Here is a 14120-nt window from a genome sequence, read left to right on the forward strand (position 1 = left end):
ATATGCTTGTATTACCCTTTTCCGATATAGCAGTAGAAATTGTGGAAGATAGTCCTTTTGCTACTTCAGATAATCTCTTTAATGAAGAAAAAATATTCATTAAAAGAGAATGGTCTGAAATACGTCTTAAAACTTATATTTTGGGACGTTGTGCCGCACATCGTGCCTTACAGACTTTACAAAAGGAAATAGTTCCCATTTTAAAAGGAAGAGATGGTGAACCAATATGGCCATTTGACATAGTTGGTTCTATATCTCATAAAGATGCAATAGCAGTTGCTGCTGTTGGAAAGAAAAAGAGGTATAAGGGTATTGGAGTAGATATTGAAGATCAAACGACGATATTATCAAAAAAGGAATATTCTCTTTTTTGTACACCCCAAGAGATAGCGTGTATAGATAAGAAAGAATTTTCTCCTATTGACATTTTTTCACGTAAAGAAGCTATTCTAAAGGCATATTATACAGCATATAGTAAATTATGCAATTGGATTGATATTGACACGATAAATGTATCTAAAGCTTCCAATGTAACTATAATATGCATGTTAAAAAAAAATTTTATTATAAACCTATGTTGTGTAGAAAAGTAAAAACAATTTTAGTCATTATGGGAATATGTTGTTTCCCTATGATATCTTGGGCACAAGTTTTTCTTTCTGGTCGAATCGTAGATAAAAAGACAAATGAACCTGTTGTAGGAGCTTCTGTATATATACGAAAAAATCAGGTTGGAGATAATGCAAATGATAATGGGTTATACAGAATAAAATTACCTCAAAACGGAACGTATCTTGTAGAGGTTTCTTTTATCGGATACAAAACAATAAAACAGTCTGTTACTGTAAATAGAAATACAACTAAAAATTTCTTTTTGGAAGAAAGTACAGAAGTGTTGAATGAGGTCGTGGTAAAAGCATCCTCACAGCAGGCAGAAATAAATCATATACGTAAAAGTCCTATGGCTGTAACGGTTGTTGATGGAGCAAAATTAAGAGGTCGTTCAACTGGAATTGAAGAAGTACTTACTCGTACTTCTGGAATCAAAGTTAGAAAATCCGGAGGTTTGGGTAGCTCTTCTAAAATGTCCATACATGGTCTGGAAGGAAAAAGAGTAGCTATTTATATAGATGGTTTTCCTTTAAATAGCCCCGATGGTTCATTTGATATAAACGACATACCTATTGATGCCATTAAATATATTGAGATATATAAAGGAATAGTTCCTGCTGAATATGGCAGTGATGGTCTGGGAGGAGCGATTAATGTTGTTACAAGAGAGGACGAGTGTGACTTGGTAGGCTTTACTCAGGAGTTTGCTTCATTTGGTACTTCCAAAACGTTAGTCAGTGTAAAAAAAATGTTTGAAAAACCAGGGATTCAAATTGGAGGAGGTTTTTTTCATAATAAATCGGATAATAATTATAAAATGACTTATCCTGTTTTTGAAACAAATTTACCTTCAAGTGCCTACCAAGAAGTAATAAGAAATAATGATTATTATAGGTCCACAATGTATAATGTAGGTTTAACATTTACAAAATTCTGGTTTGATAAGATTGAATTAGAATGTGCTTTTTATAACAATAAAAAGGGAATTCAGGCCTTAGATTTTGATTCACGTTTTTCTCATACACATGGGACAAACATTATGCCTACTTTAACTTTAGAGAAGAAGAATTTCTTATTTAAAAACCTTGAATTCAAGTCAGGTCTAGTAACTCCAATCATTCATACGCATTTGGTTGATACCGCTAGAACAAAACGGCAATGGGATGGAACCATAACAAATACAATGGGAGAAACTGATGATAATTTATTAAACTATTCAGATGACAAACAATTTGAAATCAGACATAAATTGAATTTAAAATACAAGTTAAAGCAACATACCTTTAATCTTAACAATCAATTCACATATTCAAGGTATAGACCTAAGGATGATTATACAGCAGAATATGTTGGTTTTGACCCTAGTGGTTTTCCCAGTAATATGAAGGGAAATACTTTGGGGTTAGCACATGAGTATTCTTCACGTAATAACAAACTTCAAAACTCTTTAATGTTCAGTCTATACTATTTAAATTCTGGAATATATAGAACAAGTGATAAAATTGTAGATGAATCTGAAAGTGTTAAGAAAGAACCGAAAAAAACAAAAATAAACAATTTTTACTATGGAATAAGTGAAGGAATCAGTTATGAATTTTTCAAAGGGGTGAGAGGTAAATTTTCCTTATCACATAACGTGAGGCTTCCTGATACGGAAGAATTGTTTGGAGACGGAGTGACAGTAAAGCCTTCAGTTGATTTAAATCCCGAAATAAGTAATAATATAAATTTAGGGTTAATCATGGATAAAAGTAATTTTATGGGGTTAAGTCGTTTTCAGTTAGAGACAAATTTATATTATATGTATATAACAGATATGATAAGTTTATTTCCTGCTGATATACGAATGATTTATACGAATTTGGGTAAGACTCAGATCATGGGGGGAGATTTTGATTTAAAAATAGATGTGACTCCACAGCTTTATAGTTATTTTAACTTAACCTATCAAGATATTCGGGATAAGCTAAAATGGACTACTAATGACCAAAGTGTGAAAAACCCGACTTATGATAAACAGGTACCCAATATTCCTCGTTTTTATTTTAACTATGGTTTAGAGTATCATACAGAGGGATTACTTGGGAAACATGAAATATCTAGAATCTATATAGACGCATCTTACGTTCATGATTTTGATTGGAGTTGGCAAATGAGTAACTTACCAGAACAGCGAAAGAAATGGTTAATTCCTCGTAGTCATCTTTTTACGGCAGGATTCCAGCAATCTATTTGGAAAAATAAAGTATCATTAGGGTTTGAAGTTGAAAATATATTCAACAAGGAGAGCTATATGGAATTTAAAAAGCCTTTACAAGGTCGTACTTTTAAAATTAAATTACGATTTAATTGGTTTGGTGATGAATCTTCAGGGGGAGCGATGAGTTTGTAATATTATAAATAATTATTTTAACTAAAAAAAATAAAAAAAATGAAAAATCAATGGTTTTTATTGTCGCTATTAGCGACCTTTTTAAGTTTTATTTCATGTAGTAAAGATGATCCGTTTCCAACAGATGAAGAAGACGATATGAGTTTTGTTCATAGTGTCACGGTGGGTGATAATGCTTATGTTAGTCTATTTAAAGATTTAAATGTAGAACAGACAAGTACACAAAATTCTTTGGTCTTTGCAAAAGAATCTTTTCTTTTTACTTATGGGGGTAACATTTATGTCTTAGAATCGATGAATGCCCGTTTATATAAGTACAGAGTCGAGAATGGTTTGCTAATTCAAGAAAAAGAAACGATGATTCTCCCTTCCGGTTCTCTTCCTGCATTCCTTACATTTGATTCAGAAGAAAAAGCTTATATATCATGCGTAGGATTGGGAAAATTGTATATAATAAATCCTACGACAATGCAAAAAACAGGTGAAATAGATTTATCTGAATATGCAATTGGGAAAGAAAGTGGTGATAAAAATCCTGAACCTGGTGCTTCGGTTATTAGAGATGGTATTTTATATGTAGGATTAGCTCAAGATAAGTCCCAGTTTAACCCTAATACTGGAGCTTATGTACTTTTGATTGATACAAAGACAGACAAGCCTATTAAAATGATATCTGATAATAGAGCTACAATGGCAACCGCTTATGAGTATTCAGGTGATCCTTTCATTGATGAAAAAGGCGATCTTTATATTTATTGTGTAGGAGGCTTCGGATATTTTGCAAACTGTACAGAAGGTTTCTTGCGTATAAAGAAAGGAGAAACAGACTTTGATCAGTCATACTATTTCCCAATAGAAACAATTAGTATACCGGACATAAAGGGTAATAAAGCAAATTATATTTATAGCAAAACATATACAGGAAATGGTAAGCTATATGGATATTTCAATGTTCCGGGATATGTTAGTAATCCACCTGATTATGTAAATGACAAATCAATGCAAACATTTGAAATAGATGTTTATAATAAAACTGTCAAAAAAATGAACTTTGACGGAACTACGGGTTGGTCATGTAGTCAATGTAAAGCAGGAGACTATATGGTGTTCGGGATGGCTTCTACTCAAGGAACAGGTTATTATCTTTACAACTATAAAGAAGATAAGTATGAACCTTTAAAGATAAAAACAGAAGGTAATCCCTTCAAAATTCAATATTTAAAATAAATAAAGACTGCCGGAAGCTAAAAGATTCCGGCAGCTTTTTAATTTTTATGGAATGAACAATCGTAATTATGACTGTATAATCATTATAAGTGTAATCTCAGGTTTATTTATCACAACCTGCGACTATCTAGTACAGATGAAAACTGTTGAAACAGATTATTTTGTTTCAAGACTACTTTCTTTAGAAGAAACTATTTTAAATTTATCATCTTTTGGATGTATTTTTACTTTTCCTTTTTGGATATTAGGGACATACTTCATATACACAACAATGTGTAAAGTTAATAAAAAGCTTGCGCTTATTAATACATTCTGTATATCTTATTCTTTATTGATGTTGGGGTTTTATCATTACAGCTATGCCATAATATATAGTATTGGTACATCAAAAATGATAATGCAAACAAATATAGATTGGCAATTATTAACAGGATCTAATATACCTTTTTTCCCCTTTATGTTTATTCTACTTCCAGTGACCTGGCTGATTGTTGGATTTAGTAACTTTTCATCCAAAGCTATAGTTCCTCGATGGTCTATAGTTGTGAACCCTGTTATACTAACAATTATTTTATCTATTGTCACTTGGATAATTCCCAAGACCGAATGCTTACTACCAGGCATTTTTAGTTTGGGGATCACTCTGTATTATATAATTTGTTGGATAAGCTTAAAAAAAGATAGAAATTTATGTCTAAAAAGAAAGTTTTAGTAATTGGTGGCACAGGGATTGCGGGACAATTTATTACAGATTACTTGCTACATTATCATGATATTTGTGAATTATTTATAGCATCAAGAGGTATTCATAAGATATCAGAGAAGAAAGTAAAGTTTATAAAAATGGACATACATGATACCCAAAATATAGAATCTGTTATTAAACAATTTGATATTATAATTTTGGCACTTGGTCCTTTTTCATGTGTAGGAACAGATATTTATACAATTTGTTTAAGAAATCACGTAATATGTGTTGATATTAATGATGACTATGGACATAGTGGACGTGTACTAGAAATAAAAAATGAGAACATAACAAATTTTCGGGGAACAATTTTTACAGGAATGGGATTATGTCCAGGGTTGACAACTTTCATGCTAGAATATGCTGCAGAACAATTAAAAAAAACTGTTTTAGAAGCCGAATTGAGAATCTATTTTGGAGCAGGTGTTGTTTCTGGAACAGCTTCAATAATCAATATGTTTGAGGGTTTTAAAGATGACCTGATGCTCCTTTCAGAAAGGGAAATCCGAAGAATAAAACCAACTAAATATCATTCAGATAGAACTTTTACTTTTGATCGTTTTCATTCCAATATGCCATTAATATTCTTTTCTAGTCCTGAAATAAGGACTATACAACGAGCTAGTCGATTTGAAGAACTACAAAATTTTGATTGTGCTTTTCATCTGCAAAATCTTCCTATGGGCATAGTTCCCTTACTAAGAAAGAGCTCTTTTATTAGAAAATTGATTTGTAAAATGGTCAATAAACAACAGGGGCAATTGGAGAAAAATGAGAAAAACGAGAAATCTGTGATAGTATGTACTTATGTAAGAAATCAAAATTCTATTGTAAAATGTTTATTGCACTCAGATTCCTCATTTAGATTAACAGGAGTATTTTGTGCGGTAATTGTGCTCTCGATAATAAAAGGATGTATACCAATTATGCCTGGCATCTTTACTTTTGAAGACATAAATATCAATCTGCACATGTTAAACGAAATATTAAAAAACAACAACATAAATATATCTATAGAGGAATAGTATTATGGTTTATAATAAATATATAGGAATAATAGGTGGAACTGGAACAATTGGTTCTATTATAGTTAAATATTTATTACAACTACAAACTCACTTCCATGTTTTAATTGGTGGTAGGAGATCCATAAAAGAAATATCTATGTCTACATTTTATAATAGTGAGCGACTTAAGTATAACCAAATGAACTATAACAATGATGTAGAATTGGATAATTTTTGTTCTCAATGTTTGTTGGTTATTAATGCTGTTGGACCTTCATTTAAAATAAATGACAAGATTGCCTTACATGCATTAAGAAATAATTGCCACTACATCGATATAGGAGGATATGGCATTTTGCGTGATTTATTAAAACCATATGAAAAAAGCATTGAAGCTCAGAAACTTTGCTTTATTATAGGTGTTGGTTGGATGCCTGGTATTTCAGGCGTATTTTCTAAAACTATTATAGAGACTCATTTAAACAGCCCAGAAAATACTAATTTTAATATCTATTATGGTGCTGTTGATAATTGGTCATATAGTTCAACTTATGATCTGGCAGCATCATCTATGGGAAAAACACGTTCCTATGTTTATTCTCATGGAAAGGAAATACAGGTGTCTCCTTTTCGATATACACATCACAAATTTTTTCCTTTCATTGGACATAAAAAAATATGTATGCCATCATTTGACGAACAATTAACTCAATTGGCTACTTCTTTAAAACAAATAAGAAAGATATCAACATTCATTATGCTAAATGACTATATCTCAATGGGGAAGTTTATGTTTATAAAGATCTTTTATAAACATAATTTAAATAAAGCAACACTTATGTTGCAAGATGATTATCAACGTCTCGTTAAGAAAGAGAATAAGTGGGGAAGTGTAATTTGTCAAGTTTCTAAAATAGAGCCAGAAAGAAAGATAGATACCTTTTACTATTTATATACAAAAAATAATTTATTATATACTGCATTACCTGCTGTTATTACTACTCAATACATTTTAGAAGGTAAAACAAAAATAGGATTAAATTGTCTTTGTGACTCTTTGAATTGCCAATCTTTTATGTCGGATTTAGACTTTTACGGAATAAAATATTCATATTATGAACATAAAAATTAAAAAGAAAATTCTTGTGTGTATGTTGTGGTTATGTGCCATAGCATGTTTCACTGGTTTTCCCTGGATATTTTTCTCATGGGATGTAATTCACTCTTACATGGGAATCCATGATATACCATCAGACTTGACAATTGTCTTGTTTCGAGAAGAATGTTTGTTCTTCGGTTTTTTCTGTATTTATTTTCTCTTTCTTAGAAATATCGAAAAATATAAAGGACTTATTAGCTTCTGTTCTTTCTTAGTCGCATTTATGGGCGGTTTTATGTACTTGCTAAAACTTCAAACAGGGATTGTACATATATCATCAGATTATGAACCTTTTATTTGGCTTATAATTGGAAGTTTCATATTTTATTTAAATCATAGTATTAATGGTATAGCACCAAAGAAACAAAAACTTCCCGTTTTAAGTTGTTTATTCCAAGTGCAGGCAGGAGTATTGCTATTGAACATTGTAAATATTTTAGTCCCCGAACAGACTTGGGAAATAATGTTCAATATTTCTTATTCTACAGTTTCACCTTATGATAAATATACATTTGGAATGATAAGTGGTTTTACTGCTTTCTCTTCTATTATTATATATTATATCAGTAATAGGATTCTTTTTTTTATGAATTTATCTAAAGCGATTCTCATTTTCTCTTTTCTTTATTTCTTAGGTTTCTTTGTGTGGGGAAACTTTAGTGAGTTGTATAAACCTCTATTTATTTTATATGTAGTATTAGTTGAGATTTTAAATATTGTAGGAATTAATTATATATTTAAAAGGAGGATATATGAGAAATAAAGAAGGGCTAGTCGATGATTTGATAACATCAATTCCAGGAGAATGGAAATTTGATGAACAAGTATCACAACATTTCGACACTCATGTAAGAAAAAGTGTCCCATTGTACGAGGAAGTACAAAAGGCTGTTATCGAAATAAGTGAATGGTTTATTAGAGACAATAGTGTTGTATATGATTTAGGTTCCTCTACAGGAGAAACCATTTCTCTTTTATTACAAAAGCATTCAAGAAAAAAGAATGTGAGATTCATCGGAGTCGAAGAAAGTTTACCAATGATAGAGATTGCAAGAAAAAAATGTAGTAGCGAATTAGTTCAATTTCTACAACAACATATAGAGGAAATAAATGAATTAGCTAATATAGATTTAGTTTTATCATTGTATACGTTACAGTTTTTACCTTTATGGAAAAGAAAAAAAGTCTTACAACGGATATATAATGGATTAGTAGAAGGTGGAGCTTTTATATTTGTAGAGAAAATAAGGGCGGAAAATTCACTGTTTGAGGATATATGGAATGACTTGTATTGGGATTTTAAGCAAGAAAATGGTTTGAATGAACAACAAGTTATAAAAAAGGCTCAAAGTTTGAGAGGCGTTTTGATTCCATTGAGTCTTACAGAGAATTTGAGTCTACTATCTGATGTCGGTTTTCAATGTATGGATACTTTCATTAAATGGCACAATTTTGCAGGAATTATAGCTGTAAAAATGCCTTCGAAAAATGATATAGAAGAAAATACTTATTTAAATACAGATAAAAATAATAAAATACAGCAATGAATACAAAGTTGATAATTCACATAGTAATTAGTTTGATCTCATTAAGTGGATTAATTGTTTATTATTACGCATTTCTACTAGGTTACAAAAAACATAATTCTCAATTAAAAAAACAATCAAAGCTTCCGGAAAAGTTATATTTTATGAGCACTTATCCAGCACTCATATGGTATGTATTACCCTTTATAGAGCAACCAAGGATGCATGGAATATATGACTGGTTAAATGGCGAATTTGTTTTTTTTAATGTTTTGTATATTCCAGTTTCTTTTCTGTTGTTTGTATATTTCTTTGGCATTTGGGGTAAAAAGTCTGTTTTTCAAAATATTGAAGCTACTAAAAGTGCATTTTATGCCCCAAGTAAATTGTTAACAGAAGGAATATATGCAAGAGTTCAACATCCAATGATCATAGGGGATATATTAGGACATTTTTCTTTGGTGTTATTAACAGGTGGAATCTACACTTGCATTTTATTCCCTATATATGTATTTATAGATCTCTTTATGATAAAAATACAGGTTAAGTATTCTTTAGAACCATATTATAAATCAGAACTTATAGTTTATAGAAAGAAAACCCCTGTTCTCCTTGATCAAAAACTATTATTTATAGTTTTATTTATGGCATTGTTGGTTATTTGTAATTTTTTAAATTATACAAAAATAATATGATTTATTTTAGCTGGGCCACCCAAATTATTTTGGCCATAATTTCATTTCTTTGGTTGATTCCTTATTATATAGCATTTAAGGTTGGGAATCGTAAATATATGTCTAAAACACTAGATTTATCTTGCAATAATAGATATACATTAATGTATTATTCGGGCTTTTTTATATCTATTCTTTGGTATATTATGCCCTTCTTAAATCAACCTCGCTTCAAACTAAACATTTTTTCTTTGTTTGACATAAAAGTAATACTGTTGGAAAATGTTCTTTACAATATTATCCTTATTGCATTAATTGGATATTTTATGTCTGTTTGGGGTACTAAAGTGGTAAATTGTAATCTGCAAGCAACCAAAGATAGGTTTTTGCATCCTTCAAAGTTAATAACGGAAGGTCCCTATAAAAAAGTGAGAAATCCGATGATAATGGGAGATCTATTTTGTCATTTAAGTTTTATTCTTCTGCTTGGAGCCATACATACATTATGTTTATATATAATTTATATATGTATTAATCTTGTAATTGTATATATAGAAAATAAATATTCATTATGTATACATTTCAAGAAAGAATATGAAGAATATGCTAAAAAAACTCCAGCTTATATGAATCAGGAATTATGGCTGTTTGCTATTTTCTACTTGGTAATTATTGTGACAAATATTTGTCTAACTACGACAATATATATTTAAATAAATAATGAAGAAAAAAGAAGGATTATCTAGGTTACTGGAAATTGCGGGAGAAAAAAAAAGTTTATTGCTTTTCTCCGGGTTATTTTCCGCTATAAGTGCATTATGTATACTTATACCATTTTGGTCTATATATGAAATATTAAAGGAATTGCTTGTTCATGCTTCTGATTTATCTACGATAGATTCTGAGCTAATGATCAGTTGGGGGTGGCTTGCTTTTATTGCTTTGATTGTGGGTGTACTATTTTTGTATGCGGGATTAATGTTATCTCACATAGCCGCCTTTCGTATTTTATATGGGTTAAAAATAAAACTTTCAGAGCATATAGGTCAGTTGTCTTTGGGATATTTAAATTCGACATCTATCGGTTGTATAAAGAAAATCATGGAACAAAATGTCGAAAAAATAGAGCATTTTATAGCTCACACTATTCCCGATTTGGTGAATGTGTTTGCAACCATAACTTTTATGTTTATTATCTTTTTTTCTTTAAATGGTTGGATGGCATTCACCGCTCTATTATGCATACTTTTAAGTATAGGAATGCAATTTTCTAATTTTGTAGGGAAAAGAGCTACTGCACTTACGAAAATCTATTTTGATGTCCAAGAACGCATGAGTGCTTCAGCTGTTCAATATGTGAGAGGTATGCCAATTATAAAGATATTTGGACAAAGTATACGTTCTTTTCGGCAGTTCAATGCCGAAATCGGAGCGTATAAAACATTTGCTTTAAAATGCTGTAATAACTATCAAAATGGTATAATTGCATTTATTATTCTGTTGAATTCAATAGTCACGTTTATTCTTCCTGTAGGAATATTAATAATGACCTCTGATCCTAAAAACATCTCATTAGCTGCAATTTATCTTTTTTTCATCGTGATGGGGCCCGGAGTAGCTTCCCCTGTATATAAACTCGCATTTTTAGCTTCAGGAACTGTAGAAATTAATGAAGGAGTAAAACGTATAGACAAAATATTTGAGGAAAAAAAACTATGTGAACCAGTTGTTCCTCAAATACCTCAGACGTATGATATTGAATTCAGAAATGTAAGTTTTGCTTACGAAGATAGAGAAAATATGACAAAGACAGAAGCGCTGAAGGATATCTCTTTTATCGCTCGACAAGGTGAAGTAACAGCTTTGGTTGGACCTTCTGGGTCAGGGAAGTCAACAATAGCCAATCTCATTCCTCGCTTTTGGGATGTTTCCTCTGGAGAGATTTTAATAGGGGGAATAAACATAAAAAATATTTCCTCACCCCAATTATTGGAGATCGTGTCTTTTGTATTCCAAGATACGTTTCTTTTCAATGATACCATATATGCCAATATTACAGCAGGAAATACTCAAGCTAGTTTATCGGATGTTATACAAGCTGCTCAAGCTGCCCAATGTGATGATTTTATTCGAAGTCTTCCTAAAGGATATGATACGATTGTCGGAGAGAGAGGCGTTTTTCTTTCTGGAGGAGAGGCACAACGAATTTGTATAGCTAGGGCTATTTTACGAAATTCTCCTATTTTAGTATTAGATGAAGCAACAGCTTTTGCTGACCCAGAAAATGAATATAAAATACAACAGGCCTTACAAAAGTTAATAAAAGGTAAAACTGTTATTATCATAGCTCATAGATTGTCTTCTATCACCTCTGCTCATCAAATTCTTGTTTTTAAGGAAGGATGTTTAGTTCAAAAAGGAAGACATGACGAACTTCATGTTACTACAGGCATATATAAAAATATGTGGAATGCTTATATAAATGCACATAACTGGAAGTTAAATCTAAAAAAATGAAATAATATGATTACAAAGGCTATAAAACATATTACTATAGGACAAACCAAACGTTTATACAAGCCTGTGGGGTATACAATGCTTGCAAACTTTATAAATATAGTTCCCTTTTGTCTTTCAATAGAAGTTATAAATACCCTTTTTAAAGCTTTTGATGGAACTGGAACTCCTCTAAACATATCTAAATTATGGGGGCTGATTGTGATAATGTTTGTATACATAATTTTTATGATTTTTGGAGAAAAGAAATCCTATAATGCAAATTTCCGGGAAGCATACAATATTAGTGCAGAAGGTCGTATTGCTTTAGCCGAACATTTACGCAAGTTGTCATTAGGTTTTCTTTATAAAAAAGATTCTGGAGAATTATCTTCCATGTTAATAACTGATTTTGCTATGACAGAACAAGGGATGTCGCACCATCTTCCTCAATTGCTTGGTGCACTGGTCATGCCTATTTTTGCTTTTTTAGGTTTATTGTTCGTAGATTGGCAGATGTCTATTGCTATGTTTTTATCCCTTCCTATTTCTTTTTTAATACTTATTTTCACTTCTAGTATTCAAAAGAAACTAGGGCAAACTCAAATTCTGGCTAAAATACGTGCCAGTAGCAGAATGGAAGAATATTTACAAGGTATACGTGTTATCAAAGCATATAATATGACTGGAATAAAGTTCATCCGTTTACAGGAAGCATTTAATGATCTCAAACGTGCGAATATCAAAACAGAAGCTCTGATTGGACCTATTGTCATGTTGTCTGTAACCCTTCTTCGTATGGGACTTACTTTGATGATATTATGTGGTACATACCTTTTAATTGGAGGAAAACTTTCTGTTGCTATTTTTGTGATGTTCCTTATCGTTGGCTCCAGAGTTTTTGACCCACTAACATTAGCACTAATCAATCTTGCAGAATTCCGTTATTATTCTATTGCAGGTGAACGTATTTTGAATTTACTAAATGAACCAGAAATGTCAGGAACACAAGATGCCCCGGAACAAGGAGATATTATATTTAGAAATGTATCTTTTGGGTATAATGATAAATATATCCTACATGATATAAGTGTTACAATGAAACAAGGTTCTTTAACTGCTATAGTTGGGCCTTCTGGAAGTGGAAAAAGTACATTGATGAAACTTTGCGCTCGGTTTTATGATCCTGATAAAGGTGTAATATTATTAGGTAACAAAAATATACGAGAGATTGATCCTGAGAAACTTATGCAACGCATTTCAATGGTATTTCAGGACGTATATTTATTTCAGGATACCATAAAGAATAATATTCGATTTGGTAAAGAGAATGCTACAGATAATGAGATAATAGAGGCGGCTAAAAAAGCTCAATGTCATGATTTTATAATACATTTACCTCAAGGATATGATACAATGATAGGTGAAGGTGGATGTACCTTATCTGGAGGAGAAAAACAGAGAATCTCAATTGCACGTGCTATATTAAAAGATGCTCCTGTAATTTTATTAGATGAAGCAACAGCTTCTTTAGATCCAGAAAATGAAGTGGAAATACAGTATGCAATCAATTCTTTAATACAAGGTAGAACTGTTATAGTTATAGCGCATAAACTAAAAACAATAAGTGATGCTGATAAAATTATTGTTTTAGATGGTGGAAATATTGTAGAACAAGGGACACATGAACAATTATTAAAAGATGAGGGATTATATGCTCATTTATGGGATATTCAAGAAAAATCCTGTAATTGGAAAGTAAATGTATAGAGATGGCATAAGGAAAATCAAAGCCGACTCCGGAGCTTTTTGGGGGGAGGCGGTTTGGCGGCGTTTCCGCCGTTAAACCGTCCTGTTTTCGTTTAACGAAAAGACAACTTGCTGTTTGCAGGAGCAGACCACGTTTATCCAATAATTATTGTGTATCAGCCCATTGTATGGCTATTCTCCTGTGATTTTCGGGGCATTTCCATCAAATATTTGCCGACAGCTCTCCCCATTAAAGGGTGGATATCTCTCCATAATTATGTGACTTACGCTCATAATTCAGGAATAAGGAGACGAATATACGGGAAATCTGTCCTTTATATACCCTATTGTCCATTAATGGATTGTTACTTTCACACATCTACAAATGGAGAGTGGCAGTGAGTCGTATATGCTTCATGGTTTTTCTGCATTATCTCCATTAATGCGTACATTTGTTTATATTCAAATGAGAGCATTTGCTACAACGTAAGTATTCGGCCAACTACAGGTATTAAACCTTTATATACAAC

At 31.5% G+C, this 14120-nt stretch carries 12 protein-coding genes; all 12 read left to right on the plus strand.

The features are described from left to right. Positions 1 to 2 precede the first annotated feature (2 nt). The 12 genes from DXA54_RS21645 to DXA54_RS21700 all read left to right on the plus strand — a co-directional run bounded on the left by DXA54_RS21645 (position 3) and on the right by DXA54_RS21700 (position 13611). Positions 3 to 593: a 4'-phosphopantetheinyl transferase gene (locus DXA54_RS21645; RefSeq protein WP_004292648.1), complete on the plus strand. Its 591-nt coding sequence runs from the start codon at positions 3 to 5 to the stop codon at positions 591 to 593. Then, the gene (locus tag DXA54_RS21650) at positions 575 to 3004 is read left to right on the plus strand and encodes a TonB-dependent receptor (protein ID WP_017140788.1); all 2430 of its coding nucleotides are present in this window, start codon (positions 575 to 577) and stop codon (positions 3002 to 3004) included. The genes DXA54_RS21645 and DXA54_RS21650 overlap by 19 nt, the downstream gene beginning before the upstream one ends. A gap of 39 nt (positions 3005 to 3043) precedes the next feature. Next, positions 3044 to 4231, plus strand: coding sequence for a YncE family protein (locus tag DXA54_RS21655; RefSeq protein ID WP_004292650.1), 1188 nt, complete (start codon positions 3044 to 3046; stop codon positions 4229 to 4231). A 52-nt stretch (positions 4232 to 4283) separates the two neighbouring features. Next, positions 4284 to 4943, plus strand: coding sequence for a DUF6796 family protein (locus DXA54_RS28815; protein ID WP_008778686.1), 660 nt, complete (start codon positions 4284 to 4286; stop codon positions 4941 to 4943). Then, a complete protein-coding gene (locus tag DXA54_RS21665; RefSeq protein WP_004292655.1) occupies positions 4922 to 6004 on the plus strand; it encodes a saccharopine dehydrogenase NADP-binding domain-containing protein in 1083 nt (360 codons plus the stop codon). The genes DXA54_RS28815 and DXA54_RS21665 overlap by 22 nt, the downstream gene beginning before the upstream one ends. Before the next feature lie 4 nt (positions 6005 to 6008). After that, positions 6009 to 7118, plus strand: a complete 1110-nt coding sequence (locus DXA54_RS21670; RefSeq protein ID WP_004292658.1) for a saccharopine dehydrogenase NADP-binding domain-containing protein — start codon at positions 6009 to 6011, stop codon at positions 7116 to 7118. Beyond that, entirely contained in the window at positions 7102 to 7908 is an 807-nt protein-coding gene (locus DXA54_RS21675) for a hypothetical protein (RefSeq protein WP_004292659.1), read from the plus strand. The genes DXA54_RS21670 and DXA54_RS21675 overlap by 17 nt, the downstream gene beginning before the upstream one ends. Beyond that, positions 7898 to 8692, plus strand: a complete 795-nt coding sequence (locus tag DXA54_RS21680) for a methyltransferase domain-containing protein (RefSeq protein WP_004292661.1) — start codon at positions 7898 to 7900, stop codon at positions 8690 to 8692. Before DXA54_RS21675 ends, DXA54_RS21680 begins: the two co-directional genes overlap by 11 nt. Beyond that, a complete protein-coding gene (locus DXA54_RS21685) occupies positions 8689 to 9366 on the plus strand; it encodes a methyltransferase (RefSeq protein ID WP_120080642.1) in 678 nt (225 codons plus the stop codon). The genes DXA54_RS21680 and DXA54_RS21685 overlap by 4 nt, the downstream gene beginning before the upstream one ends. Positions 9367 to 9551: 185 nt before the next feature. After that, positions 9552 to 10058 (plus strand): methyltransferase family protein, encoded by a 507-nt coding sequence (locus tag DXA54_RS28605; protein ID WP_227035123.1) that lies wholly within the window; start codon positions 9552 to 9554, stop codon positions 10056 to 10058. Positions 10059 to 10065: 7 nt separating this feature from the next. After that, a complete protein-coding gene (locus DXA54_RS21695; protein WP_118420357.1) occupies positions 10066 to 11862 on the plus strand; it encodes an ABC transporter ATP-binding protein in 1797 nt (598 codons plus the stop codon). A gap of 6 nt (positions 11863 to 11868) precedes the next feature. Continuing rightward, complete coding sequence (locus DXA54_RS21700) at positions 11869 to 13611, plus strand: ABC transporter ATP-binding protein (protein ID WP_004292670.1); 1743 nt, start codon at positions 11869 to 11871, stop codon at positions 13609 to 13611. Positions 13612 to 14120: the final 509 nt, after the last annotated feature.

The organism is Bacteroides sp. OF03-11BH (genome assembly GCF_003604005.1).
Lineage (GTDB): Bacteria > Bacteroidota > Bacteroidia > Bacteroidales > Bacteroidaceae > Bacteroides > Bacteroides ovatus.

Excerpts from the sequence above, each read along its gene's own strand:
- DXA54_RS21645 (WP_004292648.1), top strand. The coding sequence starts at position 3 with ATGCTTGTATTACCCTTTTCCGATATAGCAGTAGAAATTGTGGAAGAT.
- DXA54_RS21650 (WP_017140788.1), top strand. The coding sequence starts at position 575 with ATGTTGTGTAGAAAAGTAAAAACAATTTTAGTCATTATGGGAATATGT.
- DXA54_RS21655 (WP_004292650.1), top strand. The coding sequence starts at position 3,044 with ATGAAAAATCAATGGTTTTTATTGTCGCTATTAGCGACCTTTTTAAGT.
- DXA54_RS28815 (WP_008778686.1), top strand. The coding sequence starts at position 4,284 with ATGAACAATCGTAATTATGACTGTATAATCATTATAAGTGTAATCTCA.
- DXA54_RS21665 (WP_004292655.1), top strand. The coding sequence starts at position 4,922 with ATGTCTAAAAAGAAAGTTTTAGTAATTGGTGGCACAGGGATTGCGGGA.
- DXA54_RS21670 (WP_004292658.1), top strand. The coding sequence starts at position 6,009 with ATGGTTTATAATAAATATATAGGAATAATAGGTGGAACTGGAACAATT.
- DXA54_RS21675 (WP_004292659.1), top strand. The coding sequence starts at position 7,102 with ATGAACATAAAAATTAAAAAGAAAATTCTTGTGTGTATGTTGTGGTTA.
- DXA54_RS21680 (WP_004292661.1), top strand. The coding sequence starts at position 7,898 with ATGAGAAATAAAGAAGGGCTAGTCGATGATTTGATAACATCAATTCCA.
- DXA54_RS21685 (WP_120080642.1), top strand. The coding sequence starts at position 8,689 with ATGAATACAAAGTTGATAATTCACATAGTAATTAGTTTGATCTCATTA.
- DXA54_RS28605 (WP_227035123.1), top strand. The coding sequence starts at position 9,552 with ATGCCCTTCTTAAATCAACCTCGCTTCAAACTAAACATTTTTTCTTTG.
- DXA54_RS21695 (WP_118420357.1), top strand. The coding sequence starts at position 10,066 with ATGAAGAAAAAAGAAGGATTATCTAGGTTACTGGAAATTGCGGGAGAA.
- DXA54_RS21700 (WP_004292670.1), top strand. The coding sequence starts at position 11,869 with ATGATTACAAAGGCTATAAAACATATTACTATAGGACAAACCAAACGT.